The sequence below is a fragment of the Streptomyces sp. NPDC020875 genome (genome assembly GCF_040641415.1).
Lineage (GTDB): Bacteria > Actinomycetota > Actinomycetes > Streptomycetales > Streptomycetaceae > Streptomyces.
Window position 1 is genome coordinate 43,273 of sequence record NZ_JBFADP010000025.1, and the last position, 26,646, is coordinate 69,918.

Annotated in this window: 33 protein-coding genes and 2 pseudogenes; 15 read left to right on the forward strand and 20 right to left on the reverse strand. The window is 69.5% G+C overall.

Annotation, left to right across the window (positions count from 1 at the left end; all coding sequences use genetic code 11):
- Positions 1–33: 33 nt before the first annotated feature.
- The 5 genes from AB0G74_RS16520 to AB0G74_RS16540 form a co-directional block, all read right to left on the reverse strand.
- Positions 34–369: a hypothetical protein gene (locus tag AB0G74_RS16520; protein ID WP_361146269.1), complete on the reverse strand. Its 336-nt coding sequence runs from the start codon at positions 367–369 to the stop codon at positions 34–36.
- Positions 370–857: 488 nt separating this feature from the next.
- Entirely contained in the window at positions 858–1,106 is a 249-nt protein-coding gene (locus AB0G74_RS16525) for a hypothetical protein (protein ID WP_361146272.1), read from the reverse strand.
- Positions 1,103–1,342: a hypothetical protein gene (locus tag AB0G74_RS16530; RefSeq protein WP_361146274.1), complete on the reverse strand. Its 240-nt coding sequence runs from the start codon at positions 1,340–1,342 to the stop codon at positions 1,103–1,105. Before AB0G74_RS16530 ends, AB0G74_RS16525 begins: the two co-directional genes overlap by 4 nt.
- The gene (locus AB0G74_RS16535; RefSeq protein ID WP_361146277.1) at positions 1,342–2,061 is read right to left on the reverse strand and encodes a DUF721 domain-containing protein; all 720 of its coding nucleotides are present in this window, start codon (positions 2,059–2,061) and stop codon (positions 1,342–1,344) included. Before AB0G74_RS16535 ends, AB0G74_RS16530 begins: the two co-directional genes overlap by 1 nt.
- Positions 2,062–2,303: 242 nt before the next feature.
- Positions 2,304–2,870: a type III effector protein gene (locus AB0G74_RS16540; protein WP_361146280.1), complete on the reverse strand. Its 567-nt coding sequence runs from the start codon at positions 2,868–2,870 to the stop codon at positions 2,304–2,306.
- Between the two features lie 190 nt (positions 2,871–3,060).
- On the opposite strand from AB0G74_RS16540, the gene AB0G74_RS16545 reads away from it, so the two are divergent.
- The 6 genes from AB0G74_RS16545 (at position 3,061) to AB0G74_RS16570 (ending at position 5,533) form a co-directional block, all read left to right on the forward strand.
- A complete protein-coding gene (locus AB0G74_RS16545; protein ID WP_361146283.1) occupies positions 3,061–3,498 on the forward strand; it encodes an Hsp20/alpha crystallin family protein in 438 nt (145 codons plus the stop codon).
- Between the two features lie 96 nt (positions 3,499–3,594).
- The gene (locus AB0G74_RS16550) at positions 3,595–3,951 is read left to right on the forward strand and encodes a DUF2267 domain-containing protein (protein WP_361146286.1); all 357 of its coding nucleotides are present in this window, start codon (positions 3,595–3,597) and stop codon (positions 3,949–3,951) included.
- A 109-nt stretch (positions 3,952–4,060) separates the two neighbouring features.
- Positions 4,061–4,495, forward strand: coding sequence for a DUF2267 domain-containing protein (locus tag AB0G74_RS16555; protein ID WP_361146289.1), 435 nt, complete (start codon positions 4,061–4,063; stop codon positions 4,493–4,495).
- Positions 4,496–4,659: 164 nt separating this feature from the next.
- Complete coding sequence (locus AB0G74_RS16560; protein WP_361146292.1) at positions 4,660–4,893, forward strand: hypothetical protein; 234 nt, start codon at positions 4,660–4,662, stop codon at positions 4,891–4,893.
- A 140-nt stretch (positions 4,894–5,033) separates the two neighbouring features.
- Positions 5,034–5,291, forward strand: coding sequence for a type II toxin-antitoxin system Phd/YefM family antitoxin (locus AB0G74_RS16565; protein WP_361146294.1), 258 nt, complete (start codon positions 5,034–5,036; stop codon positions 5,289–5,291).
- Positions 5,288–5,533: a type II toxin-antitoxin system RelE/ParE family toxin gene (locus AB0G74_RS16570; protein ID WP_361146297.1), complete on the forward strand. Its 246-nt coding sequence runs from the start codon at positions 5,288–5,290 to the stop codon at positions 5,531–5,533. Before AB0G74_RS16565 ends, AB0G74_RS16570 begins: the two co-directional genes overlap by 4 nt.
- Before the next feature lie 51 nt (positions 5,534–5,584).
- Here the strand turns inward: AB0G74_RS16570 and AB0G74_RS16575 are convergent, their stop codons facing one another.
- A complete protein-coding gene (locus tag AB0G74_RS16575; protein WP_361146300.1) occupies positions 5,585–5,809 on the reverse strand; it encodes a hypothetical protein in 225 nt (74 codons plus the stop codon).
- Between the two features lie 627 nt (positions 5,810–6,436).
- Here AB0G74_RS16575 and AB0G74_RS16580 point away from each other — a divergent pair.
- From AB0G74_RS16580 to AB0G74_RS16590, 3 genes and pseudogenes are all read left to right on the forward strand, one after another.
- Positions 6,437–7,552, forward strand: coding sequence for a glutamate--cysteine ligase (locus tag AB0G74_RS16580; RefSeq protein WP_361146303.1), 1,116 nt, complete (start codon positions 6,437–6,439; stop codon positions 7,550–7,552).
- Between the two features lie 225 nt (positions 7,553–7,777).
- Positions 7,778–7,956, forward strand: a pseudogene (locus AB0G74_RS16585) (ATP-binding protein); the annotation flags it as partial.
- 79 nt (positions 7,957–8,035) lie between these two features.
- Positions 8,036–8,623 (forward strand): suppressor of fused domain protein, encoded by a 588-nt coding sequence (locus AB0G74_RS16590; protein WP_361146306.1) that lies wholly within the window; start codon positions 8,036–8,038, stop codon positions 8,621–8,623.
- On the opposite strand, the gene AB0G74_RS16595 is transcribed toward AB0G74_RS16590, so the two are convergent.
- Both AB0G74_RS16595 and AB0G74_RS16600 read right to left on the reverse strand, forming a co-directional pair.
- A complete protein-coding gene (locus tag AB0G74_RS16595; protein WP_361146309.1) occupies positions 8,511–9,026 on the reverse strand; it encodes a DUF721 domain-containing protein in 516 nt (171 codons plus the stop codon). The two genes, AB0G74_RS16590 and AB0G74_RS16595, sit on opposite strands and share 113 nt — an antisense overlap.
- Before the next feature lie 118 nt (positions 9,027–9,144).
- Positions 9,145–9,447 (reverse strand): hypothetical protein, encoded by a 303-nt coding sequence (locus tag AB0G74_RS16600; RefSeq protein ID WP_361146312.1) that lies wholly within the window; start codon positions 9,445–9,447, stop codon positions 9,145–9,147.
- A 353-nt stretch (positions 9,448–9,800) separates the two neighbouring features.
- Between AB0G74_RS16600 and AB0G74_RS16605 the strand changes: the two genes are divergently transcribed.
- Positions 9,801–10,772: a hypothetical protein gene (locus tag AB0G74_RS16605; protein WP_361146315.1), complete on the forward strand. Its 972-nt coding sequence runs from the start codon at positions 9,801–9,803 to the stop codon at positions 10,770–10,772.
- A gap of 632 nt (positions 10,773–11,404) precedes the next feature.
- Positions 11,405–11,557, forward strand: coding sequence for a hypothetical protein (locus tag AB0G74_RS16610; RefSeq protein WP_361146318.1), 153 nt, complete (start codon positions 11,405–11,407; stop codon positions 11,555–11,557).
- Positions 11,558–11,739: 182 nt separating this feature from the next.
- Here AB0G74_RS16610 and AB0G74_RS16615 read toward each other — a convergent pair.
- The 3 genes and pseudogenes from AB0G74_RS16615 to AB0G74_RS16625 all read right to left on the reverse strand — a co-directional run.
- Positions 11,740–12,589 (reverse strand): annotated as a pseudogene (locus AB0G74_RS16615) (Tn3 family transposase); the annotation flags it as partial.
- Positions 12,590–12,624: 35 nt separating this feature from the next.
- Positions 12,625–13,341 (reverse strand): hypothetical protein, encoded by a 717-nt coding sequence (locus tag AB0G74_RS16620; RefSeq protein WP_361146321.1) that lies wholly within the window; start codon positions 13,339–13,341, stop codon positions 12,625–12,627.
- A gap of 7 nt (positions 13,342–13,348) precedes the next feature.
- A complete protein-coding gene (locus tag AB0G74_RS16625) occupies positions 13,349–13,987 on the reverse strand; it encodes a sigma-70 family RNA polymerase sigma factor (protein WP_361146324.1) in 639 nt (212 codons plus the stop codon).
- A gap of 821 nt (positions 13,988–14,808) precedes the next feature.
- Between AB0G74_RS16625 and AB0G74_RS16630 the strand changes: the two genes are divergently transcribed.
- Positions 14,809–15,120, forward strand: a complete 312-nt coding sequence (locus AB0G74_RS16630; protein WP_361146327.1) for a hypothetical protein — start codon at positions 14,809–14,811, stop codon at positions 15,118–15,120.
- Between the two features lie 1,457 nt (positions 15,121–16,577).
- On the opposite strand, the gene AB0G74_RS16635 is transcribed toward AB0G74_RS16630, so the two are convergent.
- The 4 genes from AB0G74_RS16635 to AB0G74_RS16650 form a co-directional block, all read right to left on the reverse strand.
- A complete protein-coding gene (locus AB0G74_RS16635) occupies positions 16,578–17,912 on the reverse strand; it encodes a multidrug effflux MFS transporter (RefSeq protein WP_361146330.1) in 1,335 nt (444 codons plus the stop codon).
- Positions 17,905–18,549: a hypothetical protein gene (locus AB0G74_RS16640; RefSeq protein ID WP_361146333.1), complete on the reverse strand. Its 645-nt coding sequence runs from the start codon at positions 18,547–18,549 to the stop codon at positions 17,905–17,907. Before AB0G74_RS16640 ends, AB0G74_RS16635 begins: the two co-directional genes overlap by 8 nt.
- A 780-nt stretch (positions 18,550–19,329) precedes the next feature.
- Positions 19,330–19,728, reverse strand: coding sequence for a hypothetical protein (locus tag AB0G74_RS16645; RefSeq protein ID WP_361146336.1), 399 nt, complete (start codon positions 19,726–19,728; stop codon positions 19,330–19,332).
- Positions 19,725–20,459, reverse strand: coding sequence for a hypothetical protein (locus AB0G74_RS16650; RefSeq protein ID WP_361146339.1), 735 nt, complete (start codon positions 20,457–20,459; stop codon positions 19,725–19,727). Before AB0G74_RS16650 ends, AB0G74_RS16645 begins: the two co-directional genes overlap by 4 nt.
- Between AB0G74_RS16650 and AB0G74_RS16655 the strand changes: the two genes are divergently transcribed.
- Complete coding sequence (locus AB0G74_RS16655; protein WP_361146342.1) at positions 20,448–20,627, forward strand: hypothetical protein; 180 nt, start codon at positions 20,448–20,450, stop codon at positions 20,625–20,627. The two genes, AB0G74_RS16650 and AB0G74_RS16655, sit on opposite strands and share 12 nt — an antisense overlap.
- Positions 20,628–21,088: 461 nt before the next feature.
- On the opposite strand, the gene AB0G74_RS16660 is transcribed toward AB0G74_RS16655, so the two are convergent.
- Both AB0G74_RS16660 and AB0G74_RS16665 read right to left on the reverse strand, forming a co-directional pair.
- Positions 21,089–21,955 (reverse strand): class I SAM-dependent methyltransferase, encoded by an 867-nt coding sequence (locus AB0G74_RS16660; RefSeq protein ID WP_361146345.1) that lies wholly within the window; start codon positions 21,953–21,955, stop codon positions 21,089–21,091.
- 71 nt (positions 21,956–22,026) lie between these two features.
- The gene (locus AB0G74_RS16665) at positions 22,027–22,329 is read right to left on the reverse strand and encodes a hypothetical protein (RefSeq protein WP_361146348.1); all 303 of its coding nucleotides are present in this window, start codon (positions 22,327–22,329) and stop codon (positions 22,027–22,029) included.
- 436 nt (positions 22,330–22,765) lie between these two features.
- Here AB0G74_RS16665 and AB0G74_RS16670 point away from each other — a divergent pair, with 436 nt between their 5' ends.
- A complete protein-coding gene (locus AB0G74_RS16670) occupies positions 22,766–23,134 on the forward strand; it encodes a hypothetical protein (protein WP_361146351.1) in 369 nt (122 codons plus the stop codon).
- Positions 23,131–23,373 (forward strand): hypothetical protein, encoded by a 243-nt coding sequence (locus AB0G74_RS16675; RefSeq protein WP_361146354.1) that lies wholly within the window; start codon positions 23,131–23,133, stop codon positions 23,371–23,373. The genes AB0G74_RS16670 and AB0G74_RS16675 overlap by 4 nt, the downstream gene beginning before the upstream one ends.
- A gap of 17 nt (positions 23,374–23,390) precedes the next feature.
- Here the strand turns inward: AB0G74_RS16675 and AB0G74_RS16680 are convergent, their stop codons facing one another.
- From AB0G74_RS16680 to AB0G74_RS16690, 3 genes are all read right to left on the reverse strand, one after another.
- Positions 23,391–23,957: a hypothetical protein gene (locus AB0G74_RS16680; protein ID WP_361146357.1), complete on the reverse strand. Its 567-nt coding sequence runs from the start codon at positions 23,955–23,957 to the stop codon at positions 23,391–23,393.
- A gap of 314 nt (positions 23,958–24,271) precedes the next feature.
- Positions 24,272–25,111: a DciA family protein gene (locus AB0G74_RS16685; RefSeq protein ID WP_361146360.1), complete on the reverse strand. Its 840-nt coding sequence runs from the start codon at positions 25,109–25,111 to the stop codon at positions 24,272–24,274.
- Complete coding sequence (locus AB0G74_RS16690) at positions 25,108–26,244, reverse strand: cell wall protein (RefSeq protein ID WP_361146362.1); 1,137 nt, start codon at positions 26,242–26,244, stop codon at positions 25,108–25,110. Before AB0G74_RS16690 ends, AB0G74_RS16685 begins: the two co-directional genes overlap by 4 nt.
- Positions 26,245–26,646 lie beyond the last annotated feature (402 nt).

Below are 26,646 nucleotides of genomic sequence, written 5' to 3' on the forward strand. Positions count from 1 at the left end.
TGCCCGGGCCAGTCTCGTCTGGCCCGGGCACGCTCAGCTCTCCGGCCAGAACTGCACCAGCCACCGCTCCACCCCTTCGGGAACCCCCAGCGCCGCCAGGCGCGCCACCTCGGCCCGCCCCGCGCACCGCACCCTCACCCGCCAGTGCACCCCCTCGCGGCCCAGCAGCACGGTCTCCTCGACCGGCCCCGTCACCCCCCACACGTCCAACTCCCCCGACAGCGAGTACAACCCGGTCTCCGCGACAACGTCCCACTCCCCCGGCACCTCCCCGGGCGGTTCGCCGTCCCACACCTCCACATCCATCACGGCCTCGTGCGTATGCCCGGCGCTCTCCAGATCGACCCGCCCCACGCGTCCGGCGACCACCGCCTCCCCCGCACTCCACCCATCAGGCCACCGCACCGGAACACCCTCGTCATACGCCTCCTGCAGACACAATCCGTAGTAATCCACCCTCGGCCGAACCCGCTGCTCCCGCACCTTCCGCACCACCGCGCACCACCCCTGGGCAACAGATCTACAGGACTACCGACTGTATGCCTCGTCACGCTCCGCGCCACCGGAACCGGCCACCCGGGGCAGAGCCCGGGGCCTTACGCCCAGACCTCGTCGAGCAGCGCGACAAGGGCATCGGCCGCGGGAGCCGAGGACGCCGGGTTCTGCCCGGTGATCAGGAAGCGGTCGGTCTCTCGGATTCGGGCTGGCCCCGAAGGCGGAGACCGGCATCGCATGGACGGCGGCGGCGCCGTATGGCTCCGGGCCGACCGTGCCCTCGACGAACTGTGCCCCGCCACCTGTGTTCCCAGGCAGCGGCTGCCCTCAGCTTCTTGTGCCACGTCATGGGAAGTACGCGGTCAGGGCGGTGGGATGAGCCGGACCGCGGTGACGGTGAGGGCGGCCTGGGCGACGTAGTAGACGACGAACACGTTCCGGATCGTCGCGGTGCGCCGGTCCCGTTCGCCTCTCATCGGCTCCGACCCGTGCCCGTACGGGTCCCGGCCCAGGGTCTGTTCCATCCGGGACCGGAACCCGGCCGGGTCGCTGACCTTCTTCAGCGTTTCCTCGGCGACGGGCGCGTACGCGATCTGGAACCGGCGGCTCACGCGGCTCCCTGCTCCCGCAGCTGCGCGAAGATCTCCTCGTCCTCGGGGAACGACGCCAGGTCGACGATCCACCGGCGCACCACGTTGTAGAGGTCGTCGACGTTCGCCGCGTCGATCTCCGCGTCGAACTGGGCCCGACGCTCCTCTGACAGAGCGGCGCGGATCCCGCCGATCGTGGCGGGCACCTCGACCCGTTCGCCGTCGTGCATCGTCCACCGCACATCGCCCTCGGCCATCACCGAACTCCCCTTGTCTGCTGCGGGACTGCCGTCCCCGTCACGGTAGCCAGAGCGGGAGACCAGCCGGTGCCGAACGGCCAGGACTTCACCCCCAGGAGGCCAGGCCCACGCAGCCGGACACGCCGCGACCACGCGGAACACTCTGCGCCGGCCGACTCCAGCCCGCCGACACCCGTCCGGTAGCCGTCCGACGAGGCGCGTCGCTCCGCCAGTGCGGCTGGCCCGGAAGCCGGAGCGACGGCCGCCGAGGCGGTGAGGCTGGTCCTCGCGGCCGCGGGCGCCAGGACGTGCAGGACGCGGACGTTCGCCTTCGGCACCTGCTCGTTGGCCGCCGCGATCAGCTTCGGGGCGCTCCAGCGCAGCTTGGTGCCGACGGCCGGTGCGTCGGGGGCGATGTCCAGGCGGCCGGTGTCCGCGTCGAACGCTACGGCCTTCACCCGCCCGGCGAGCTGGGGCACGGCCGTGGCGAGGATGGTGTCGAAGTGGGCGAGGACGCTTCCGCCGGCGGCCGGGGCGGCCAGGCCGCGTTCGGTCATCATCATGCTGATTGCCGCGTCGAGCCCGAGCGGCTCACGCCCGTCACGGGGTACGACCGTGGTGGTGCGCCGTTTCGGCTTCGTCTTCGTCGCGCGGCCAGCGCCGTTCTTCCTGGCGGCTTCCTGGGCGGCGAGGAGGGCCTGGCGGGCGAGGTCGACGCCGCTCGGCTCGCCGGTCATGCGGTTACCGCCCCGAGCTCGCCGTCCAGCGGGCGAGCGGCGAGTTCGGGCAGGCGCTGTGCCCGCGGCGCGGGCCGGATTGCCGGACGGCCCCGGCAACATCCACGCCCCTCTTGTCTCCCCAGCGGGGGGCATAGGGTCCGCCGCCCGGAATATCCCGCAGCGCGGCGCTTCAGCCGTAATCGCCGGGCCCAGAGGTCGGAGCTGGCCCCGGCGGGCCGCCCGAGGCCCGGGGCCGGGGTTCAGGGCGGGGTGAGGTCGTCGAGTTGCGCGGTGAGGGCGGGGTGGGTGGGGGTGAGGTGGGGGCGGGTTGCGGTCAGGGGGCCGAGCAGTTCGGCGGGGTCGTCGTGGGCGAGGGCCGCGCGGAGTTGGTTCAGCGGGGTGCGGGCGGCCAGCGGGAGGTCGGTGAGGACGCTGATCCGGGCGGCGAGAGTGCGCAGTTCGGTGGTGTGGTGGCGGGCCCAGGCGGCGGCGGTGCGGTCGGCGGCGCGGCGTCCTCGGACTGCCTGGACGCGCTGTTCGCCGGTGCTACCGGCGGGCCCGGGGCGGCCGCGGAGGTAGCGGCGTTCGGCGGCCTGGCGGCTGGCGACGCCGAGGGGGTGGGCGAGGTCCGTCCAGCTGGCGCCCGCGCCGCGGGCGGTCTCGATCAGACCGGTCTCCCATCCGGCGAGCTGCTCGCGGACCTGCCGCAGCAGCAGGAGGGAGGCCAGGGCCTCCTGCGGGCCGATGGGCCCCTCGGGGCGGGCGGGGGTGTCGTCGCGTGCGGTGCGCAGGGCTTCTTCCACGGCCTGGAGGGCTGCCGCGGCCATGAGGAACGATGCGGGTCCCTGTCCGTCCGGAGGGTCCGGTTGCGGCTGGTCGCCGAGGGGCACGGGACCACCTCCTCTCAGTGTCATCGTCTGGATGACGCCGGTGTTTGTCATCCATTGGATGACATGTTACAACGGTGGCGTGAGGCGCATTGGCAGCAAATCTGCCCGACCCTCTGGAGGTGTTCTCATGTTGATGCGCACTGACCCCTTCCGCGAGCTCGACCGGCTCACCCAGCAGCTGATGGGCCCCGGCCCCGGCACCTGGTCCCGGCCCTCCGCGATGCCGATGGACGCCTACCGCGAGGGCGACCGGTACGTGGTGGCGTTCGACCTCCCCGGCGTCACCGCGGACGCGATCGACATCGACGTCGAGCGGAACATGCTGACCGTCCGGGCCGAACGCCGCCCCGCGGTGAAGGCCGACGACGTGCAGATGGAGCTGTCGGAACGGCCGCTGGGTGTCTTCTCCCGGCAGATCGTGCTCGCCGACACCCTCGATACCGAGCACATCGACGCCGACTACGACGCCGGTGTGCTGACCCTGCGGATCCCTATCGCAGAGCGTGCCAAGCCCCGCAAGATCGCCGTCGGCGCCGGACCGGGCCGCGAGGAGATCACCGGCTGAACCCGGCCCGGCACGGGCCGAACACGGCGGAGGACGGGTCCCGATCTCCCCTCTCACCCCGTCCTCCGCCCCCTTCGCGCGAAGGAGGTGGCCGAGGTGACCGTTCGAGGGGAAGCGTTCCTCGACCGGGTGAAAGAACGCGGCCGGTACCCCACGCGGCAGGAGGCCGAGCGCGCGGCCCGCGTCGTCCTCGCCCTGCTCGGCGCCCACCTCGCCGGGCGGGTCCGCGCGGAACCGGCGGCACGCCTGCCGCAGGAGTTCGCCCCGGCCCTCCTGAACCCGCTCCACAGCGCGGAACCCCTGAACCCGGAGCGGTTCATCCGGGCGACCGCGGCCTGGATCGAGGGCGCGAGCGAGCGGACCGTCCCCCGGGACGTCGGCGCCGTCCTGTCCACCGCCGCCGACGCCGCGGGCGAGAACCTCCCCGACGAGATCCTGCTCCATCTCCCCTGAGGCTACGACCTCCTCCTCGGCCACCCCCCTGCCCACCACCTGACACACCCACGCCGGTGACCGGCCGACGGTCACCCAGACCCTCCGGTGACAGAAAGGCAACCGAGCCATGTACCACGGCGCACCGAACCAGCCCCAGCCCTACGGGAAGGCGTACGAGCAACTGCTGGAACGGGTCCGCTACGACGGCGCCTACCCCACCCGCGAGCGCGCCGAGGAAGCAGTCCGTCTCGTCCTCGCCGGTCTCGGCCGCCAGCTCACCGGCCAGGAACGCGCCGACCTCGCCGCCGCCCTCCCCCTCGAAGCCGCACGCATCCTCACCACCCAAATCCCCCACCGCGCGCCCCTGACCGGCTGGGAATTCGTCAAAGACCTCGCCACCCGCTCCAACGCCTCCCTGGGCACCACCCGCTGGGACACCGGCGCCGTCCTCCACGCCGTCGCCGCCCACACCGGCCCCCACCTCCTCACCCGCATCCTCCAACAACTCCCCACCGGCTACGCCCTCCTCTTCGGCCGCGCCGAACTCACTCCCGCCGCATAGCTGCCGGCGCCCCGGGGGCGGGGCCGGGCCCGCCCCCGGGTACCGACGGCTCGACAGGGGTGGGCCCGCGCGCGAGCGGCCTGTGGACAAGCGCAGGCCGACGGCCGGTGCGAGGCTAGGATGCGCTCAGCCGGAGCCCGGCTGTGGCGCAAAGGGGGTAGGCGGTGTCCGTACTCGGCGGGGTTCTCCTGGTGGTGATCGTCGCCGGGGTTGCGGCGGTCGCGTGGCTGCTGACCGAAAAGCTGCCGAGCGTCCGCTGGTTCAGCCGCAGTGGCCGCATATGTCCCAACTGTGGCTTCTGGCGGGTGCGGACGGTCGTCAGCGACAACCGGCTGAACGGAATGCTGGAGTGCCGCTCCTGCAACCGGGTGTGGGACCCGGCAGAGCACCGCCGCTGAGGCAACGCCCGGCGCCGCACCCCCACCCTCCGCGGCACATACCGGTATCGCCCCCGACCGGCCCCGTAACCCTCTCGGCGGGACAGCGACCCCACGACAGCACGGTGCGGGCATGTGCACACTTCCGTACAGTGGTGTGCATGACGGAGACGACGTACTCGATCGTGGAAGCCCGCGCCCGCCTCGGGGCCATTGCCCGTGGGGTCAGCGCCACCCGGGAACCGGTCGCTATCACCGACCACGGCCAGACCGTCGCCATACTCGTCAGCCCCGCCGACGCCCTCGAGCTCCAGGAGCTCCGCGCCCTGGCCGCCTACCGCGAGCGCCAAGCCCGTGGCGAGAACGCCGCCGTCCCGCACGACGAGGCGTACCGCCGCGTCTTCGGGGACGACGCGTGAGCTACGAGGTCATCTGGGAACCCGAAGCCCTCGCCCAGGCGGAGCGGTTCGCCAAGGACGACCCCGGCGGGGTACGGCAGGTGTTCGCAGCCGTCGACCGCCTCGCCAACAACCCCCGCCCCGACGGAGCGTTCGGCAGCGCCGACGTCCTGCGCATCCACGTCGGGATCTACCGCGTGATGTACGAGATCAACGACCAGCAGATCCACGTCAACGTGATCCACCTCGGCCGCGTGCGCTGAGCCTCGCCCCCCCATGCGCCGTCACGACGGCGGCTCATGCCACTTCACCGGCTACCTGCCGGTGGCGCGGTGCGGGGGCACGGTTATCCCGGCGCGTGCCCGGCGCAGGGCAGCGGCCTCTGTCACCGCGGCCTGGCGGCGGCGCTCGGTGTGGGCCTGCGCGATCGGGGCCGGCGCATCGTCCGCGACGACGTCAGTCTCGCGGAATGCCGGGCGCGACAGCTCGCGCATCGCCTTCGTCTGCCGTTCCACCGCTTCCGTGACGGCCACGTCCACTCGGGAGGTCCGGGCACCCTGGCGGTGCGCCTCGAATGCGCAGCGGTATCCGTCCTGCGGCGACCGGCGCTCGCTGAGACGGCGGGCAAGGCGGGCTGGCCGGGGCCGGAGCGACGTCGGCCACGACCGTGGGGGCTGACCCCACGGGCGCGGACGCCAGGACGGGCATGGTCTGGACGCTCGCGCCCGGTACCCGCTCGTTGACTGCCACGATCAGCTTCGGGGCGCTCCAGCGCAGCTTCGTGCCGACGGGCGGGGCGTCGGGAACGACGTCCAGGCGGCCGGTGTCCGCGTCGAACGCCGTCGCCTGCACGCGTCCGGCGAGCTCGGGCGCGGCCGCGGCGAGGATGTCGTCGAAGTGGGCGAGGACACTTCCGCTGGCGGCCGGGGCCACCAGGCCGCGCTCGGTCGTCATCATCCCGATCGCCGCACCGAGCCCGAGCGGCTCGCGCCCGTCGCGCCGTAGGACGGTGGTGGGGGTATGACACCTGCTCGGCGGGGCAGACGGGATACGTCCCGCCCGGGACGCGAGCGGATGGCACCGGAGCGGGCAACTGGGCAGGCGGTACGCGTACCCCGTGCGCCGGCCTATCCGGTCCACGGGACGACAGCGGAGGTACGGCAGTGATGGTGCGGAGTGTGGGTGTGGAGGAGGAGCTCCTCCTGGTGGACGCGGTCAGCGGTGAGCCGCGTGCGCTGGCCACCGCGGTGCTTGCCGCGGCGGCGCGGGAGAGATCCGAGGGCGAGGAGGTCTTCGAGGCCGAGCTGCACCGGCAGCAGGTGGAGTTCGCCACGAGCCCGTGCACCGCCATGGGGGAGCTCGCGGAGGAGATCCGGCACTGCCGCGGCGAGGCGGCCCGGCATGCCGAGAAGCTGGGGGCGACGGTGGTGGCGCTGGGAACCTCACCGCTCTCCGTCAGCCCGTCCCTGGGATTCGGCGAGCGTCATCGCTGGCTGGAGGAGCACTTCGGGCTGACCACCCAGGAACAGCTGACCTGTGGCTGCCATGTGCATGTGGCGGTCGACTCCGACGAGGAGGGAGTCGCGGTCCTCGACCGGATCCGTCCCTGGCTGGCTGTTCTTCTCGCGCTCAGTGCGAACTCCCCCTTCTGGCAGGGCGAGGACAGCGGCTACAGCAGCTACCGCAGCCGGGTGTGGGGCCGGTGGCCCTCCGCCGGGCCGGTCGAGCCCTTCGGGACCGCCGACCGGTACCACGCCCAGGTGGCCGACATGATCGGCACCGGGACACTGCTGGACGAGGGGATGGTCTATTTCGACGCCCGTCTGTCCGCGGCCTACCCCACGGTCGAGATCCGGATCGCGGACGTCCCCCTCGACTCCGCCACCACCGTACTGATCGCCACTCTCGCCCGCGGACTCGTCGAGACCGCGGCACGTGCCTGGAAGGCCGGACAACCGCCTTCCCAGCACCGGGTGGAACTGCTGCGCCTCGCCTCGTGGCGGGCCGCCCGCTCCGGGCTGGAGGACCGACTGCTCCACCCGGCGACCATGCGTCCCGCACCCGCCGAGACAGTGCTACGGGCGCTCTTCGACCATGTCCGCGACGCCCTGGACGACCACGGCGACCTCCTCCGCGCCCAGGAGACCCTGGCCACGGTGCTCCGTACGGGCAGCGGCGCCCGGGCCCAGCGCGACCTTCTCGCCCGCAGCGACGGCGACCTGGCAGCAATGGTCGCCGCGTGCGCCCGCCGTACCTGCCCGGACCCGAACGCCGGAACGTAGAACGCCCTACACCCGCCGCTCCACTGCCGGGCAGCCCCTGGCACGCCGGACGCCGCGCCCGGCACCCGCTCGTTGATCGCCGAAATCAGTTTCGACGCACTCCAGCCCGCCTCCGTGTCGTACTCAGGAGTGTCGGGGGACGACGCCCAGGTGGCCCGTGCCCGCGGCGCACTTCACCACCTTGATGTGCCCGGCAAGTTCGGGCGCGGCCGCAGCGAGGACGGATCCGCTGGCGCCTCCAACGAGTCGTTCGGGGGCTGGACGAGACTTTTACCGACCCGAGGCTCTGCGCCGCGTTCGTCGACCGGCTCACCTTCAACGGCACCATCATCGAGACCGGCACCGACTCCTACCGCCTCGCCTCCACCCGGGCACGAGCCGAGGAGCCGGTCAAGGCCAGCTGAACCATCCGAGTCCGCCCCGCCGCAGGCGGGGCGGACTCACAGCCAGGGCACCTGGACCGGCCGTGAGATCCTCTCCGTCATGTTTGAGAGCGAGCGCAGCTGGCGGGCGATAGCAGGCGTCGAGGCTCACGTTCACGACTTTTTTACCGGCCATGCGATCACGGTCAGCGACCACGACATGGGGCCTGGACGAAGGGAAGCGGTTCCCGACCTGAGGATCCTCACCGTCAGTCCAGGACCGCGCGCCGACAGCTGGGCCTACATCACCGCCGGCTGCTGGTCCACGGTCGAGACGGACAGCCACGGCCACGGCCACGAGTTCGTCCTCACCGCTCCAGTCCGCGACGAACGCTTCGCTGAGCTCCTGGCCATGACCGCCTACTACCACGCCGATCACCACCTCGATCTCGAGCACAGCCTGCCCATCGGGGAGCCGTGGCTGCCCGGATCCCACTGCGACCACCTGCTGATCAGCCTGCCCTACCTCCATGGCCCTGACCTGGAGCACTGCCCGCTGCCGGACGGCCATGCCCGCATCCTCTGGGCCCTGCCGGTCACCGCAGCCGAGATGGCATACCGCCGCGAGCACGGCTACGAAGCCCTTGAACAGCTCTTCGACAAGCACGCGATCGTCCCCACCGATCCAAAGCGTCCATCCGTCGCCTGAACCTCGCGGGCACGGTCCGGGCACAAGCGACAGCCGGGGAGTCCTCCAGCGCCGTCAAACGCGTCGACAAGTTGAGGCCCAGTGGAACGGGTGCGGCGCCGGGCGGCAGGATGCGCAGGAACTTCACGACGGTGCGGCCCGCCGCCTGGTTGGCGGCCGCGATGACGCGGGTCTGCTCCAGGCGCGCCTTCGTCGCCCACGCCGACGACTCCGGGCACACGGTGAGCCGACCGGAGTCCGGGTCGTACGCCACGGCGGCGACGTGCCCGGTGAGCTCGGGGGCGATGGCCGCCCACCACTCCCGCAGCGACGCGCCCGCGGCCGGGAGCTCCCACGCACGATCGGTGACCAGGGCGCCGAGCGCGGCGCCGAGGCCGACCGGCTCGCGCCCGTCCCGGCGCACCGTCCGGCCGGGCGCGGCTTCGACTTCGCCGTACGGCCGCCACCGTTGCTACGAGCCTGCTCCATCGCGGCCCGCAGCGCGACCTTCGCCAGGTCGACGCCGGACATCTCGCCGCCGCTCACGCCTGCCCCCAGGTGGAGTAGCCGAGGTTCAGGTGCCCGAGGCCGGACAGGCGCTGCACCTGGGAAACGAACGCCCGGGTGAACAGGCGCTGCGCCGACAGTTCGCCGTACCGGTCGATGTGGTCGAAGACGAGCTGGTGGTCGGCGGCGGCGCGGTTACGCCCGTCCAGGACCTGCTCGCGGGTCAGGTCCTCGAGGACAAGCTCCTGGCCGTCCTCGACGTCGGGGAACTCCGGCTCCGGAGCGGGGGCGACAACTCCGGTCCGCCGCGCTGCGGGCCCTGCGCCAACGCCATCCACAGATCGACACCGCGAGCGGGACTACCGCGAAGCCGCCCTCCCTGGCGCCCAGGCCGCGCTCACCATCACCGCCGTCCGGCTGATCAGCCTTTTAACCGTTGTGTGGAGGGGATGACTTGAAGCGGCGGTACTGGGTCGACGTGTGGCTGCTGTGGCGCGCGCGTACGTCGACTTCCGCACCGTCCGCTGGCGCTTGCCGTTGCCTGTTTCGAACAAGCGCCCTTTCTTGTGGCAGCGTTTCAGCCCTTACCCGAAGCGTTTGAGTCAGGCCGTGCCATGCGGCCCGTCAGGGTGCTACTACCTGGTCAGACTACGCAGCGAATCCGATTGATCACTTAATCTGTGGGGGACGTGTGGCTCGTAACGACTTGATGACCGCTCTTCTTGACACCCGGCGGGCGCTGGAGGAACAGGTCACCGCGCTGGGGGAGCGTGTGGAAACCTCGCGCCGTGAGATCACCGACTCGGTTACCGTGCAGGTGTCCGAGCTCCGTGCCGACAACCGGGAGACACGCAACCGCGTCAACACCGCGGCCACATCGCTCTCGGAGATCAACAAGTCGCTTCCCGGGCTACGCCAGGACGTGGCCGAACTGGTACGCACGGTCCATGAACTGCGCACTACGGTAGGCGATCTCTTCGCCCGCCTGCCGGAGTCTGCTGCCATCGACGAGAACCCGGTCCAGGAGCACGCACTGCCCTCGGCGCAGCCGGAGCACGGATGGGACACGCCTTCTGGCGCCGCTCTTCCCGGGGAACCGGACACCGCAGCGCCAGTGAGTGAGGAGGCCGAAGCGGACGGTGCGGCGGTTGCGCCGTCCGGCGGGCCCGAGGCTGAGAGCGGGGGCGGTGCCGTCATCAGTCGGCAGGCTGTCAGCGAGGAAGTCGCCAACCTCCCGTCCACAGAGAAAGACTCTGAGCAGCCCGGTCTCACCGCGTCGCAGAGGGAACTGGGCGCACATGATGTCGTGCTCGGCATGGCGGCTACCGTCGGCACGGTGCACCTGATCTGCCACCGTGACCTGTGGGACTTCATCGAGGAACATGCCGCGGATGTTCCTCACTTCCGAGCCCCGGCGACTCCGTCCGAGGAAGGAAACGACCGGTTGCGGATCACCATGTCCGGCCGTTCCGTCATCGGCGTGCTGATCGCGATGAAAAGCATCCGGCCCAGGACTGCGGAGTACGGCAAGGACGACGGCGCATGGGTCCTGTCGGGTGCCGTGTATGAGCGGTTGGCACATGATCTCGAAACCACCAGCCGAAACGGCACCGAGCCCCTGACCGTAACCTTCGACGACGGCGTCGGCTCCGCACTCCAGTGACCGGGCCGTGCAGGCCTCCTGCCCGAAACCGCAAGCAGGCGGGAGGTCCGGCCCGGGATGGGATGGCGCTCTCGCCGTGGACTGGGCCATCGGCTACCGTGGCACTGACGCGACTCCGCGAGGTGCACCTTCGGAGAAGCGGCTCCCACCCCGGACCGGAATTCCGGAATGGGAGCCACACGGAACAGGGTTTTCGGCCTGAGCCTCATACATCGGGGCTCAGGTCGGCCCTATCGCTTCAGCCACCTCCCCAGTACCCGCGCGGCCCGGACCAGAAGGTCCTCGCAGCGCTGCCGGAGTGTCGGCTTCCGCTTCCCGTGACGCCCCATGGGCGCCTCCCCTCAGAACCGGCCGCCGGATTCCCGGCCGACGACCGCCTTCGGGTTCGGGCCGGGCCCCGAAGGCGGGGGCCCGGAACGTCCGTTGAGGGGAGGCGCACCGCAGTGCGCACCGGCACCCTACCGGCCCCGCACCCTGGGCTTCTGGCGGTTCGTCAACGCGGCCGAAAGCCGGTCACTCGTACGGGCAACAGGGGCCGCCGCCCTGGCGGAATCCCGCAGACAGGGCCGGGATCACGACAATGCCTGCGAAGGCGCCGCCGACGGGCCAGGCCACCGGGGATCCTTTCGGGTATGGAGGACTTCGAGTTCGATTGCGGGTCGTGCTGGGAGACGAACTTTGTTCAGGGCCGGCCGAAGGGGTTCTGGACGACGACGCACTACGAGTTGCCCGGCGAGTGGACGTGCTGGTCCTGCGGAGAGGTGAACCTCACCCCGGACGAGTGACCGGCCGGACCACGGCCCAACAGGTCGCCACAGGCCCAGTCAGATCCAGAGAAGCCTGGCGTGCGCGTCGCCGGTACGGCGCGCAGGCCCGTGTGCCGCACCGGTGCTCGTCCGCGCCCCGTACCGTGGCCGTATCGACATCATGATCATCGCCATCACCTACGCCCTCCCCAGAGTTACGGATCCACCGCGCCCGGCGGCAGATCCGAGTTGGTGTACACCGCCTTGCGCCACGCCAGCGGCACGAGCTTGTCGTCCACCTCGCGCGGCAGCAGCGGCTTGACGCCCACCTTGCGCCGGGCCAGCGCCGGGAGGGCGCGCACCCCGGCCAGGACCCGCTTCCCGGCGCTCGCCGCGGACAGCGCCTTCGACTCGCCGAGCAGCGCGAGGAACGGCTTCACCGTGTTGTACCGAGTGGCGAGCGCGGCCCGCATCGCGGTCTCCGCCGCGTTCTCGTCCTGCGGCACCAGCGACACGACCGTGGCGGCCGCGCTCAACGCGGCCGACCGCGGCGCGACTTCCTCTCGGCCGCCGCCCACAGCGCCGCGACGTCCAGGTCCGCGCCGTGTTCCTCGACCAGTTCCAGCTCCTCGAACAGCACCTTCGCCGCTCGCGGGACCGTCCTGGACGCCCTCTCCAGCTGCGGCAGCGTGGAGAGCCGCTCTCTGTCCGTGGCACGCTTCGCGGTGCTGATCAGCCGGGTGGCCATGAGGACCTGGAACAGGTGCAGGGCCTCGTCGATCGCCTTCGCCTCCAGGTGCCGCATCACCGCGGTAAGCATCGCCGTACGCTTCGGCTCGGCCACCCTCTCCAGTAACGGCGCCTTCGACCCCAGCGCGTACCGCGCCAGCGCCGCCAGCCGGTTCGGCGGAATCCGCGACAGCTTCAGCTTCCCCAGCTGGACGCCGAGATCTCGTCCACCCGCTCCAGGGAGCGGGCGAACGCCGTGCCCGTCGTCCGCGTCGGCAGCGGGCGCATCCGCTCCAGCTCCGCGAACCGCCCGCCCTCCGGCGTCCTCAGCAGCGCCACCAGGCCGCGTCCTCGGCGAGGATGCGGCCCATGCACGATCAAGGAGTGCTGCTGGCGATCAAGTCCTGGAGTTGGTGAGCGAGGCGGGGGCTGGGTTGCGGTACGGGGCCGAGTCCGTCGATCTGGCCGACGTCGAGGCTCTGGATGGCGTCGCGGACGGCTTTCTCAGGGATGGCGGCGCTGTGCTCGGGGATGGCGACGTCCATCCGGATGGTGACGTTGACGAGGAGGTAGTTGGGTTTGAGGAGTTGGTGGGTGACGGGCCGGTATTGGCAGGGTTCGTTGTCCAGGGCGGCGCTTTGCCTGACCCAGAACTCGGCGTCTTTGATGTCGCCGCGGCGTAGGTGGAGGAGGTAGAGGCAGACGGCGGCGCTGGGGTTTCCGGCGCCGGCTGCGAACTGCCACCAGAACTGGGCGCCTTCCTCGATGCCCGCGAGGACGAGGAGGCAGGCGAAGGCGAGGGCACCGCCGGGGTCGCGGGTGGTGTCGAAGCGTGCGATGCGGCGGGCGGCGTCGGCGTCGTGGATGATGCCTTGGCACAGGGCTCGGAGGTCGTGTGCGGCGCGGTCGTGTAGGGGTGGGGGGCCGGCCGGCCGGGCGGCGAACGCGCCCGGGACGGTCAGCATTGTGTGCAGGTCGTTCAGCTTCTCGGTGATGCGGCGCCGCGAATCCGCGAGGTGGGCCGGGGTGTAGCGGCCATCGAAGACCCGCGCGCGGGCGAGGGCTTCGTCGAGGTTGCGCGGTTCGCGGCGCACGGGTCTGTCACTCCTCATCAGGGTCGGTGAGGTTGCCGATCGGGAGGCCCAGGTCGGCGGCGAGCCTGCGTCTGGCGGAGCGGCGGGTGGAGCGGACGGTGCTCTTCTGCATTCCCATGACCCGGGCGATGGTCTCCGTGTCGAAGTCGAGGGCGTACTGGAGGACTATGACATCAAACTGACGCTCCGGTAAGCGGGCTATTGCCGCAAACAGCCTCATGCTGTCGGCGAGTTCCGTAACCTGCCCCTCGAAGGCTGCGAGGTCGTACTCGGCGCGGAACTGGGTACGGAAGTCGTCGAGGATCGGCGAGGTGGCTGCCTTGATGGCGCGCTCGAACGCGAGGGTCTCGGTGGCCGCAGAGGCTGCGCGGCCCTGGAGGGCGAGTTCGTCGGCGACGCGGGTCTTGAGCAGGGCCCAGGCGTAGGCGGCGGGGTTCTCCTCGGTCATGAGGTGGTCCCACATGACGGCGAGTACGACGAAGGTGTTGTCGACGAGGATGTGGGCCGCTTCCTCGTTGCCGAGTTGGACGGTGGCGTACTCGAGGTAGGGCCTGTGGTACTGCGCGTGCAGGGCCCAGAACGCCGGAGGCATCGGATCGTCGGCGTGTACGGAGGATGCGGGGCGGGAGGTGGGCTGGGAGGTCATCGTCGACCTCCGCGGTCGTGGTTGGGGTGGGAGGTGGGCGCGGAGCACTGATGCTCCATCAGCGAGGTTGTTCCGGCCCGGACTCCTGCGGACAGCAGGCGTCGCAGCGCTATTCGCACGTCGGGGGCGAACGCGCGTGCGCAGGCGATCGAGGCCAGCACGAGGCTGGCGACGTCGTGGGTCAAGGTGGTGTAGGCCTTTCAGGTTCTACGGGCCCGGGGGCGTGCCTGAGCCTCCCCTAGTCAGGCGGGTCGGGACCTGGAGCGTCGTTGCTCTTGCCGATCAGGAAACCGCTTCCAGGGCCCGGAACGTGCAGAGCTCTGACCACCAAAAATTAACGGAAGGTAACTTTCGCATCACACAAAATCTCGCACAGGGGTTCACTCGTACACCCGGGTCGCGACGCATAGCCTTGCCGCATGCCGGTTGACCTGCGCGGCTCACGACTCGGGCGGCCCTCAACTAGAGCAACGCGTCAACGTTAAGTGATCATTCAATCACTCTACGTGTGATGCACATCACCTCAAGCCCACCCAATACGCGCCCCAAACGCGCCCCCAAGAAGCGATCGCGCCCCACCTCGAAGGCGAGCGGCTCACTACCGGCGACGTGGTGGCCGACGAGCGTCACGACAGGCCCGGCGGAGGCCGCGTACCTCGCGCCGCCACCAACCGGCGAGCGGTGCCCCGGTGGGGTGGGCGACAGGGTGCCGCGAGTGAATGCCGATGGCAGAGCGTTACAAGCGTGGCGTGGGGGGTTATGGGCGCTGCTGCGTGCCGGTGCGGATCCGCTGCGCTGGCTCAGCCGCGAAGGAGTCAGTTTTGCTGCGTCGTCGTATCACCGCCGCCGTCGGGGTTCTGACGTCGGCAGGAGCTCTGGTCCTCGGGATGACCGGCCCTGCGCATGCCGCTCAGGGCGACATTCGCAACAGCGGGTGGCACGAGATCAACCCCAGCGGTTGTGTCGAGGTACCCCGCCAGGACAACCAGTTCGTGGTGCACAACTACACCAACGAGTACGCGCTCGTGTACCAGACGGCCGACTGCAAGGGGCCGGTCATCGAGGTGATCCCGCCAGGGGGCTCCTCCACCGACACGTCGAGGTTCCTCGGCCGTGCCGTCTTCCTGAAGTGACCTCTTGGCGCGCTGGCCTCGCTTCCGCGAGCGCCGCCCGCACCAGACCGTAGTACTCGGCCGCCGGCCGCGCCTTCCAGTTCGGCCGGCTCGCCCACGTCACGGTCTACACATCCCTGAGGAACCAGGTCGGCCGCTCGCACAGGACAACCATCCGGCATCGACCGCTGCCTCCCGCCGGTCGGCCGCGGTGCGACACCCACAGCGTCGGGCTCCTGCTCGAACAGCACGACAGCGGTCCCGGCCGGGCCGTCCGCGCGGCGCAGGGGGCCTCCGGACTGGCCCGAGGGCCGCTCCGGCAGAGCCCGGTCCGCCATCCGCTCCGATTCAACGCCTTCGACCGACGGACCCTGCTCGCACCCGATCGCCGACGCCTCCCGCATCGACAGCTTCCTCACCCGCCCCCCTGGCCCCTGGCTCCTCGCGCGCTCCTGCCCAGCGGTGCCGTCTGGCGGCCGCGGCCGCCGTGCCGGCGCGCTGCGCAGCATGCCCTGTCGGCCCGGCGCAGAGGGTCGAGGCGTGTGTATCGCCCGCCGGACCGGGGGCGTGAGCGGACCGCTGTACCGGTGCTCCGTACCGCAGACCTTGTTGATGGGCAGGTCCATGCCATTCGGGTTGGGGTACGCGTGGGTAGGCCGTCTCGGTAGCCGGTCGCAGGAGCGCACCGGGCCCCGTCTGCAACGGACGGGGCCGTAGCGGCACGGCGACACCGCGGGACCGGGACCGGCTGCCAGGCCGTCCACCAGGTCCGGCCCGCCCGCGCCCGTCGTCGTCTCGGCCAGCGCAGCTTCGTGCCGACGGCCGGGGCGTCGGGAACGACGTCCAGGCGGCCGGTGTCCGCGTCGCACGCCGTCGCCTGCACGCGTCCTGCCAGCTCGGGCGCGGCCCTGGCGAGGATGTCGTCGAAGTGGGCGAGGACGCTGCCGCCGACGGCCGGGGCGACCAGGCCGCGCTCGGTCATCATCATGCTGATTGCCACCGAGCCCGAGCGGCTCGCGCCCGTCCCGCCGTACGACCGTGCCGGTCCGGCGCTAGGGAGCGGTGATCATCCCGCCACCCTGGACCAGATCACCTGTGGACAGATTCTTGAACCCGGCGGCAGAGGCGGTTCCTCCCGTCAGACGCGCAGGAATCTTGAACCGCGTCCCGTGCGACGGGATGGCGGGGACGGGCGCCGTGCGCCGCACGCTGGTACGGACAGAGGTCTTCACACCTGCTACAGGTGTGGAATCCGGGCGCGGCGTGACGGCGCCCGGACGCTGTCGCGGGAGCATCCCGCGCATGTGGGCGGTGGAGAGAACGCTCGGCTGCAAAGCCCTTACCGCCCGCTCCACCGCCATGGTCTACCTCGCGATCACCAACCTCATGACCGCGGCCTCCAGCACAAACCGACACGGAGAGAGGCCTGAACGACCATCAAGGGCTCACCACGAGGTGAGTCGTTGGGAGAAATGCTCTTAAAGTCTCTCATGGTTAGGTCCCGTTGCTGGTCTAACTTCGCCGGGGCCGCTGGGGGGCCTATCGCCGTCCCGCCTTAGCAATGCAGAACATGGACGGCATACACAGATAAGGGTTAGTAAGGCTGCTGCAGAGACGGTGAGCTGAACGACCGCCATGGGGAGTGCAGTATCCTCGCCAGCAATCCCCACGATTGGGGATACGATTGCGCCGAGAAGATACTGGGCGCTCCCGAGGAGCGCGGAAGCCGAACCTGCGTGTCCGGCAGAATCGGCCAGAGCCAGCGCGTTGGCATTGGGGAAGATAAGACCCATGGAAGCCATGAGCAATACCATGGCACATGCAGTAGGTACTAGACCCATCGCCTCGATGCCATACATGGCCATACCGAACAGGGCCGCCGAGCTCAGGAGCGCGGCGACGATGCCGGCCAGTAGAACGCGGTCAAGTGACCAGCGGCGAATCAAAACTCTTCCGTTCAATTGACCTGCCGCAACCAGGCCCAGGGAGCTGATCCCGAACATCAGGCTGTATGTCTGGGCTGAGGCGCCGAAAATCTCCTGGTAGACGAAGGAAGAAGCCGCGACACACGCGAAAAGCGCAGAGAACGCGAGTCCGTTCGTCAGCACGTAGCCGACGTAGGATCGGTTGCTGAGCAGCTCGCCAGTTGTACGGAACCAGCCGGAATTCGATCGGCCGGAGGCGGACTTCCCAGGAGATGTCTCCCTCAGCCACTTCCATACACCGAGGGTGAGAAGTAGTCCAAGGACAGCCAGTGCAATGAAAATGCCGCGCCAGTCAGTTCCGCGAAGGATCTGACCTCCGAGTACCGGTGCGCCAATCGTTGCGGCGCCCGAGGCCAGCATGAGGGCTGAGAAGAACCGGGCCATCGCGGCTCCCTCGAACAGGTCACACACGATAGCGCGTGACAGCACGATACCTGAGGAACCAGCGAGCCCCTGGATCAATCGCCATGCGACTAAGGTCTCGATGGAGTTCGTCATCGCGCACGCTGCAGTGGCCAGTGTGAAGACGAGCATTCCTATGATGAGGGGTCGCCTACGGCCCCAACGGTCACTTAGCGGACCGACCAGGAGTTGCCCCACAGCTAAGCCGACCACGCAAGCGGACAGGGTGAGCTGAACGGATGAAGCTGGTGTTGAAAGGGCCCGGCTGACTTCGGGGAGAGCCGGAATATACATGTCCATGGATAGCGGCGGGAGCGCTGCTAGGCCACCCAACACGACAACGATGCGCCTGCGTTTGCCCTGCGGTATGGCATGCCTCTCCGGTTCAGGAAGCATGCGGATCTCCGGCACACGGCCTTCAGTCATGCGCCCGACCCTCTGGGGTTCCGGAAACTTTTCGGAAGACCGGAACCTCTCTCACCTCGCGCAGATACGGGGTTCCCTCCGTGTAGCCGGTGCCCGACCGATCACCTAACATCCGGACGGCAAGTCGATAGTGAGTATTACGCCATCGGCGCATTGTCGATGCGAAGAGCTCGAGCGCATCCATAACTAGGTGTCGACTATTAGCATCGGGGCAAGCTTGCGCAGCGAACCGGCCATAGGCATCGTCCAGGGAAACTTGCCCCTCAAGGATCCGCTGCCTGATGTCGGGAACTGAATAGTAGGCAGGAGAGTCTCGGCGCTCTTCACTCGGGGAGCAGCAAAGAGATTCCATGAGTTTATAGTTCTGCGACTGGATGGCGCTTGCACCCTCTGTGAAATCCCGGAAAGTTCGGAAGGATTCCACCTGCATTGTCACCAGTAATGAAAATAAGGGCGCCGACTCGCTCAGGGATCGCTCGGCCAGGAGGATAGCCTCTGTAGCCCTCTCAGCCTCGCTGCGCGTTAAGCGCAAGATTGCGATCTTTATTTGACTGGCCATCAAGGCAAAAGTTACCTCGAACATCTGCAGTACGCGAATAAATAAGTATTCGTCGTGTGACGTGTAGACCGGCAGCATGCTGGACGCAACTTCTACGCCTGGTCCTGCGTCTTTTTGGGCTACGGCTTCCAGCAATGTTCGTACTCTGCTCTCCGTGTCAGTAGAGGATGGCACCCGGATGTCTCTGCGTGCCATGATCGGCCCAGCGATTCGCAGGCCTAGTCGACAGCGCTTCTCCACAGGCGGCGGACGGCCAGAGCGCGGCCAGGGTGGGGACGGTCGAGACGAAAGGGAAGCCAGGTGTTTTGCTTTTCGGTTCAGCTGCCGGTAGGTCAGATTCTGAGCTCCGTAGCGCACCGCAGGATGGTTTGGAGTCCTATCTGCCTGCTTGCTCAGGAGGGTCGCGAGCGAGTTGGTAGCGATCGATTGATTTAAGCCAATGGCGACTGCAGGGATGTTGCCGCGTCCCGCGACGGGCGAGGCCCCAGTGTTGAAAGTTTCACGATTCGGCATGTCAAGTGCCCCGTCAGGTTTGAAATCAAGATCTTTTGGCCGTGGACCGTAACTGCCGAAACGCGATAGATGCAATGGGTAGCCAAAAAAATGTCTGATCCTTCCGGTGCAGTCAGAAAATGCGCACGGCAACCTAGCGTGGCCTAAAAGGGTTGAATTGCGCAACTTGTGCATTCAGTTAGAAAGGGAGATATCGCCCCTGTCTGTGCACCCGCTCAGCAATGGCCCCTATCACCGATTGATCGCAGGTCGACCAGCTGTGCTGTTGCAACTCGAGCCCTGGAGGTACGGCATCCCGGATCGTGACGGTTGCAACCATGCACCTCGTGGTGTCTGTGAGGAACGTCATGAACGGGTGATCGGCGCACGTTGAACCGAGATGACTGAAAGCCGTTGCATGCGAATTTCCAGCGTGGTGATCAGTGCCAACAAGCCGTGCGGGGTTGGTAGCGCGACGCTGGAGGTGCCAGTTGGCCATGCTCCTGTGGCGAGGAACAGGGCTCGCGCAGCGATCATCATCAGCGAGACGGATCCGCCGGCGGCCGGGGCCACCAGGCCGCGCTCGGTCATCATCATCCCGATTGCCGCACCGAGCCCGAGCGGCTCGCGCCCGTCCCGCCGTACGGCGGTGGTGGTGCGCCGCTTCGGCTTCGCCGCGCGGCCAGCGCCGTTCTTCTTGGGGGCTTCCTGGGCGGCGAGCAGGGCCTGGCGGGCGAGGTCGATACCGCTCGGCTCGCCGGTCATGCGGTCACCGCCCCGGTGTCGCCGTCCAGCGGGCGAGCGGCCAGTTGCGGCAGGCGCTGTGCCCACGTCTCGGGCTGGACCGGGGTGGGGCGGGTCTGGGTGTGCAGTTCCTCGAGGCGCGCCGCGAGCAGGTGTTCGGCGGTGCGGGTCTGCGCCCTTGCGGCGGCTTCGGTCGCGGCGCGGTGGGTGTCGTCGCTGTCGGGCACGGCCCTGTGCCACGGTTTGGCGAGCTCGGTGGCGTACGCCTTGCGGGCCTCGGCCCGGGCGGTCTCGCTGCGGCCGAGCATCATCAGGGCGTTGTCCTGGTACGCGCCGACGGCCTGCTGCGCGATCTGGAACGCGGTGAACGCGTATGCGTCTGCGGCGGCTTGCGGGTCGGCTTCCAGGGTGGCGGCGTCGGTGATCTGGAGGAACTCCTGCCACGCGGCGGCGGTGCTGCCCCCGATGGCCGTACGGACCTCGGCGACGGCGGCCGCGACGCCTCCCGGGTCGCTCAGGTCGGCCGACCCGGCCGCCGCGAGGAGACCGGCCTCCACGGTCAGGGCCCCGGTCTGACGACGGTGACCGCACACCTCGCACAGCCCGGCCGACCGCTCCCGGCCGCAGTCCCCGCACGCCAGCGCCTGACGGACCGCGTCGGCCGTGGCCTGGCGCTCGCGCTGCTCAGCGGCTGCCCCCCGGGCCGCTTCGCGCCTGGCCCGCTCCGCACGGGCCTGCTCGTGGCGCCACACGAATTCCTCCGCCTCGACAGCAGCGTGATCGCGCAGCCGCTCCTCGAGGACGCGACGACGCTCACCGTGGGCCAGGCCGGGCAGCTCCCGGTCGACCTCGGCCGCGATCTGACGGCTGATCGCCGCCCGGCCCGGCGGGGTGGCGCGCAGTCCAGATACTCACCCTGAGGGGTGTTCAGGCGGCTCGTGGAGCGTGCTGAGCCGATGCAGTCTCGCCGCTCGTGGGTAACCGCAACGATCGGCGAGCACCGGGGACGGCGCAACCCGCTGAGTCGAAGTGTTGCGCGGTCGATGTCGGATCCGGCTTCCATCCGCCATCGACCGCGAGATTCCAGCACGGGCGTTGCGGTTCTCATAAGCCGTGTAGGTTCTCGCCGTTCGTGTCGGATGCCGTCTTCATGACCTGCGGCTTCATCCGAAGTCTCACGACGAGTCGGACGCGAGAGTCTCACGCCCGTGTCGGATCCTCGACGGTCCGTGCAAAGCGGCGCGGACCGCCGGCCCTCTGACCTGGGCTGTCCCGTCGCATTCCAGTTGGCAGGTGACAAGGCCCCGACCTGGAGGGCTGCCAGATGGTGTGAAAGTTCGGTGCGGTGTCATTCTCAAATGAGTTGGCCTCCGCAGAAGGGTCACGTGGCCGGCGCAGGTGTCGGTTCGGCGGGGTCGTTCCACCAGACGAAGACCTCGGTGCTCGGCTGGCGTTCGGAGAACCGGTCCTCCGGGGAGACCTCTCGCAGCAGCCGACGCAGGTCTGCCTCGAATTCGTCGCGGCGCGGGCCGAACAGATGCGGAGCCGAGAACGACATCGAGAACACCCCCGCGACGACGTCGTCACCCGTGCGTTCCAGCGCCTGTCTGCCGGGGACGACACGGCGCTGAGGACCGGCGAATCCTGCCCGGGCGAGCACCGCGGCCTCGCCGCCGGGTGTTCCCTGCGGCAGCACGCCCCGGCTGGCTCGCCGGACCGGTCCGAGGTAGTGCCTGACCAGCTCTTCGATCGCCGCGTAGGGCACCGCCGGATGGGGAAGACCGTCGACGGTTCGGGACTCCGTCTTCAAGTCGGAGATGTGCACCAGCGCCCCGCCGGGCTGGAGCATGTTCCGGGTGATTGCCGCCACCAGGTCGCGATCCATCCAGTGGAAGGACTGGGCGAAGATCGCGACGGTGAACGTTCCAAGACCCGCTGGCAGATCCTCGGCCCGGGCCTGGACCCATTGCGCTTTCCCGGTCACTCCGCGTTCGGCGGCTTCGCGAGTGGCTTCGGCGATCATTCCGCTGTCCGGGTCCACGCCCACAATCTCGGTGAACAAGTGCGCCAGACTCAGGGCGAGGATGCCCGGTCCGCACCCCACGTCGATGAGGCGGCCTCGCCCGTCAAGATTCAAAACCTCGGCGAGCACGTCCGTCAGCCCGGGGGCGTAAGGGAGCCTCCCGCGCCGGTAGTAGGTGGCTGTGCCCGAGAACAATGTGTCGTCCCATTCCCAGTCGGTAGCCATGTCCACCCACCATCCTTCACAGAGATCACGCGCCTGTCCGGCGGCCCGATAATTCCACGGCTTGATCGGGTTTAGACACTTGGTCCAGGCCGTAAGTCAGGCGGCAGGCAGAAGTGCCGGTAGAGGGGGTCCTGGGTTCCGAGGGTGGTGTAGATCCGTGCGAATCGTCGGCTCAGCTCGGCGGTCGTTGCCAGGTAGAGCTCCTTGGGGTCGGGGGCGGATGTGGGCGGGTCCAGGATCAGGTGCGTGAGCACGACGATCTCGGGGAACGCCGCGAGGTGGCTGCGGTCCTCAGCCGAGATCTTCTTGCTGATGGCGAGAGCTTCGACGCGGTCGAGGCGATCGGTCCATTCGTTCCCGAGGTCGATCGGCATTCCGGAGGATTTCCACTCCGTCGTTCTCGTAGTCGAGGCCGATGTCGTCTGGCAGCTCAGATTCCGTTGGGCATCTGAATGTAGTCAGGTGTGCGGTTGGTGCGTGACCTGCGACGGTGCTTGCTCTTTGGCATGATTTTCCCGTCAGGCGGCAGGGCGGCTGACCACAGGCGCGTCCGTTCACGAATGCACGTGCAGAGCTGGCTCGTGACGGCACCCTATCCACTGACGAGGCACCGCCTGGCAGCGAATCAATGCTTTCCCCGATGGGTGGGGCGCTGAATTCGTACCGTCAAGCTGCCAGGCCCGGTGGAACGGGGAGCGGTACGACGTCGGAGTGAACGGGTAAACACACGTCCGGTACCCGGTTCCGGCCCATTTTCTGCCGGGTTCGCCGGTAGCGTGGCGGGAAGCCGAGAAGGAGGGGGTGAGCGTCATGGCCGAGCCGGTGTCGACCGTCCCGGATCCGGAGGAGGAGGCGGTTGTTGAGCGGATCAGGGCGCAGCAGGCCGCGTTCGCGGAGCTGGACCGCGAGCCCAGGCCCCCTGTTGCGGGGCCCGTGACCGTCGACGTGCATGGTGAGCGGTTTGTGGTGCCTCTTACGGTCGGGGATGTGCGGTCCGCGCTGTCCGCCGAGCTGCGCCCGGTGTTCGACGGGGAGATCGCTGCGGCTTCCCCTGCCACGGTCGGCCGACTGGTGCGCAAGTGGGCGCTGGAGGTCATTCCCGGTGACGAGCTCGACCGTGTCGATGTCCTCCTGCTCGCCGAGCGGCAGGCCGCCGGGCTGGGGACGGCGGCCGCGTGAGTTACCGTATCGCCTTCGCTCCCGCCGCCGAGGAAGCGCTCGGCAAGCTCGCCTCTCCCAGCAGCTTCAGGGCCGCCGTGGCCCGTACTCTCGGTACCAACCCCTACGGACACGGATCCACACCGGTGGGTGGTGACAAGGACCGGCGTGAGGCAGTGGTCTCCCGGGTGATCGTCCGCTACATGGTCTCCACCGGGATCCTGACCGTCACCGTCGTACGCCTCATCCCCGAGCCGTAGGACCCCGGCAGGATCCGTCAGCCGGAGGCCTGCGGCGGGCCTTGTGGAACACGCCCGCCAGTGGCGGGGGAGGTCTGTTTCTCCCAGGCCGCCCGCCAGATCCTCAGCTCTTCTTCGGTATAGCGGACCGTGTGTCTGTCGAGCTTTCCCTCGGGCACGGGGATGCCGCGTTTGGGGGAGCGCTTGTGCATGTAGGTCCGGGTCGTCGACGGCTTCCAGGGCAGGATCTTCTTGTGCCATGCCTCATGCAGTGAGAAGCGGACCGGTTCGGGGTGGCCGACAGCGTCGTTCGCGGACGGCGGCTGGAGAAGGACGGGTGGCGTGACGGCGGTCCGCTGTGGCATCTGGGCCGGGTGTTTGGGCGGGACGAGGGGACTCTGTCCGCACACGTGTGGCCGCTCCTGGGTGACCAGCGGTTCCATGGTGGCGAGGATGCGGCGCAGCGGTGGGCCCGGGGCGCCGGCCGCGAGTGCTTCCGCTGTCAGCTCGGCCACGCGGGATCCGGCGGTGCGCAGGCTGGCCACCTTGCGGTTGCGCACCGCCACCGCGTCGGCGAGCTCCTTGAGCAGCTCAGTCCAGTCCATGCCCCGCACAACGCCCGTACCCGAAGAAGAGTGACGGCTTGGCCGTTCCAGTCGGTGACCGTGCGCTCCGGGGCTCATCGCCCGGTTCACCAGGCTGCGGCAGGTTCCGTACTTCAGGGCCAGTTCCGGCTGCCGGTGGCAGGACGGAAGCCGTCGGATACCGACGATCGAGGATCTCGCTCCGCAGCGTCGCCGCGATCTCGCGGAACCCCAGCTTGACCTGCTGCCTTTCGCTCACCAAGGGCTTCTTCCAAGTGGCTGACGGCGTCCGGCACCCGTGAAGGCGTATCCCGTCGGGTCGTTCGGCGTAGTCGTCATGATGCCGCAGAGAGCCGGTGCGCCGGTGCGGGAGTCTCACTGCGCCGTTTGTAGGCGAGCGCGGCCCGGACGCTGGCCTCCAGCCTGTCCGGGGTACGAGCCCGGCCGTGCTGGTTTCGGAGGATCTCCTCCTGGGCGGTGATCTCGGTGAACGCCGTCTCGGGCTCCCGGTTCTGCCGTAGTCGCCGGGTCTGGTGCTCGGCGGCGGCGCGGACTCGGGTGTCCATTTCGTGGTCGTGGGTGGTGCGGTGTTCCTGGTGGGCGGCGAGCGCGGCCAGATACCCGGCGCTCTTCGGCCGGGGCCCGGCCGGCTGCCTGGCCGGAGCCGGCTTCTCTCGTACCGGCGGGGCGCCGGACGCCGGTACGGTCGGAGCGGCAACGCCGCCGGGGACCAGGATCTTGAGGTGGCGGACGGTGTCGTTTCCGACGGCTTCGTTGACCTTGGCGATGATCTGCGCCTGGTGGAGGTGGAGCTGGGTGCGGTAGGCGTCGGAGCAGGGCCGCAGGTGCAGGGTCCGGGTCTCCTCGTCGAACGAGACGGCGTCGACCTTCCCGGTGAGTTCGGGGGCGATGGCGGGCCACTGGTCGAGGACGCTGCCGCCGCGGGCGGCCGTGTCCCAGCCGCGTTCGGCCATCATCTGCGTGATCGTGGCCCCGAACGGCAGCGGGTCCCGGCCGTCGCCGCGCCTGCGGCGGGTCGAGGCGCCGGTGCGGCGCTTGGTCTGCGGCAGCGTCTTCGAGGCGGCGCGGGCGTTGGCGAGCGCGACGCGGGCCAGGTCGACGCCGGTCAGCTGGTCCGTACCGCCGACCGCGCCGGTGGTGCTGGTGGCGGTCATGCGGTGGTTCCCGTTCCGAGGAAGGCGGCCATGTCGGCCGCGGCGTCGATCGCCTCGTCGCCGAGGAGGTTGTCGAGGCCGTTCGCGGCCTGGTGGGCGGAGTAGGCAGCGAGGCCCTGGGCGAGCCCGGCCAGGACGTCGGCGACCAGATCGGGGCGGGAGGCCCGGAACGTCCCGGCGGCTTCGTCGTCGTTCCAGCCTTCGGCGGCTTCGAGCTCGGCGGCCTGGTGCTCGGCGGCGGCCTGCCGGGCCAGCCGGGTACGGATGTACTCGGCCGGGCGGGCCGGGCGCCAGGTCAGCATCCAGGAGTGGAGCTCGGCCGAGATCATGTCGGCGTCCCACCCGGCGTCCGTGAACGGCCGCAGCACGTAATCCAGACGGCGCAGCGGCGCGGTCTGGGTCCAGTTGACGCGGGCCCGCACCTGCCGGGTCACCCAGATCGACCGCCACGTCTGCGCGGCCGTCCGACGAGGACCGCCCCCGTTGTTGCTGCTGCTGCTGGTCGTGGACTTGTGGGGGCGGGGCGATGCGGTTCGGCGACTCGCGCGCTTGCGCGAGGTGTCTTTACTACCCCTCTCAACCTCAGCTTCAGGTGATCGGGGGTAACGACCAGGAGAATGGGGCTCACGGCCCTGGGGACCGGAGTTGTCCACAACCTGGTTATCCACAGGCTTCCCCGTCTTCGCCGCCGCCTCGGCGATCGCACGCTCGCGGCCCGCCTCGGTCACTCCGCAGATCCGGGCCTCGTACCCGTGACCGGTCAGCCGGTGCCCCATCGCCTCGTCGAACACCGGAGGGATGACGGCCGCGTAGATCGTTGCCGTCGCGGTGTACGCCCGGCCGGGCAGGTGGAGATTCCGCTTCGAGCCGTGCCGCCACCACGCCAGCGCACCCAACTCCCGCAACACGGCGACATGCCGCTTCACCGTCGCCCGCGACAACCCCGTACGCGCGACCGTGCCGTCCAGGTCGTACATCACCAGCCCACGCCGGTAGTCCATCCGCGCGGCCAGATCCCGCGCCACCACGAGCGTCGCCGGGCCGGCCTTCGGATGCAGCCCCGACCCGACCAGCCACACCACCGACCGCAGCCACGCCCGCGGTTCGGCCCGCCGCGACCGCGTACCCGACACCGACTGCCCCGTACCCACTACCGGAGAGAACACGACGACCGGAACGCCATCGACAGCCCGGCGCGGCCCCGGGACCCGCCCCGCGGGCACGCCGGAGGAGACGGCGGCGCCCTCGCCGAGAGGGCGGTCCACCGCAGCGGCCGACACCGCGACCGCGCTCACCGGACATCCCGCGAAGCTGTCAGAAGGTGATCCGCCCGGTGACCATGCGGGACCGTCCCGCCTGGAGGGACGCGGTACAAGGCGGGCATGCAGGGGCACGGCGAGGAAGAGGTGGGAGTCATAGCGCCACCGTGGACCGCCGGGGGGTAAGCCCCGCAACCCCCTCCCCCACCCAGCCCCGGACCCCGCCGCGCGACCCGCCGGGATCCGATGTCCGCCGACGAGGTCCGAACAAGGCAT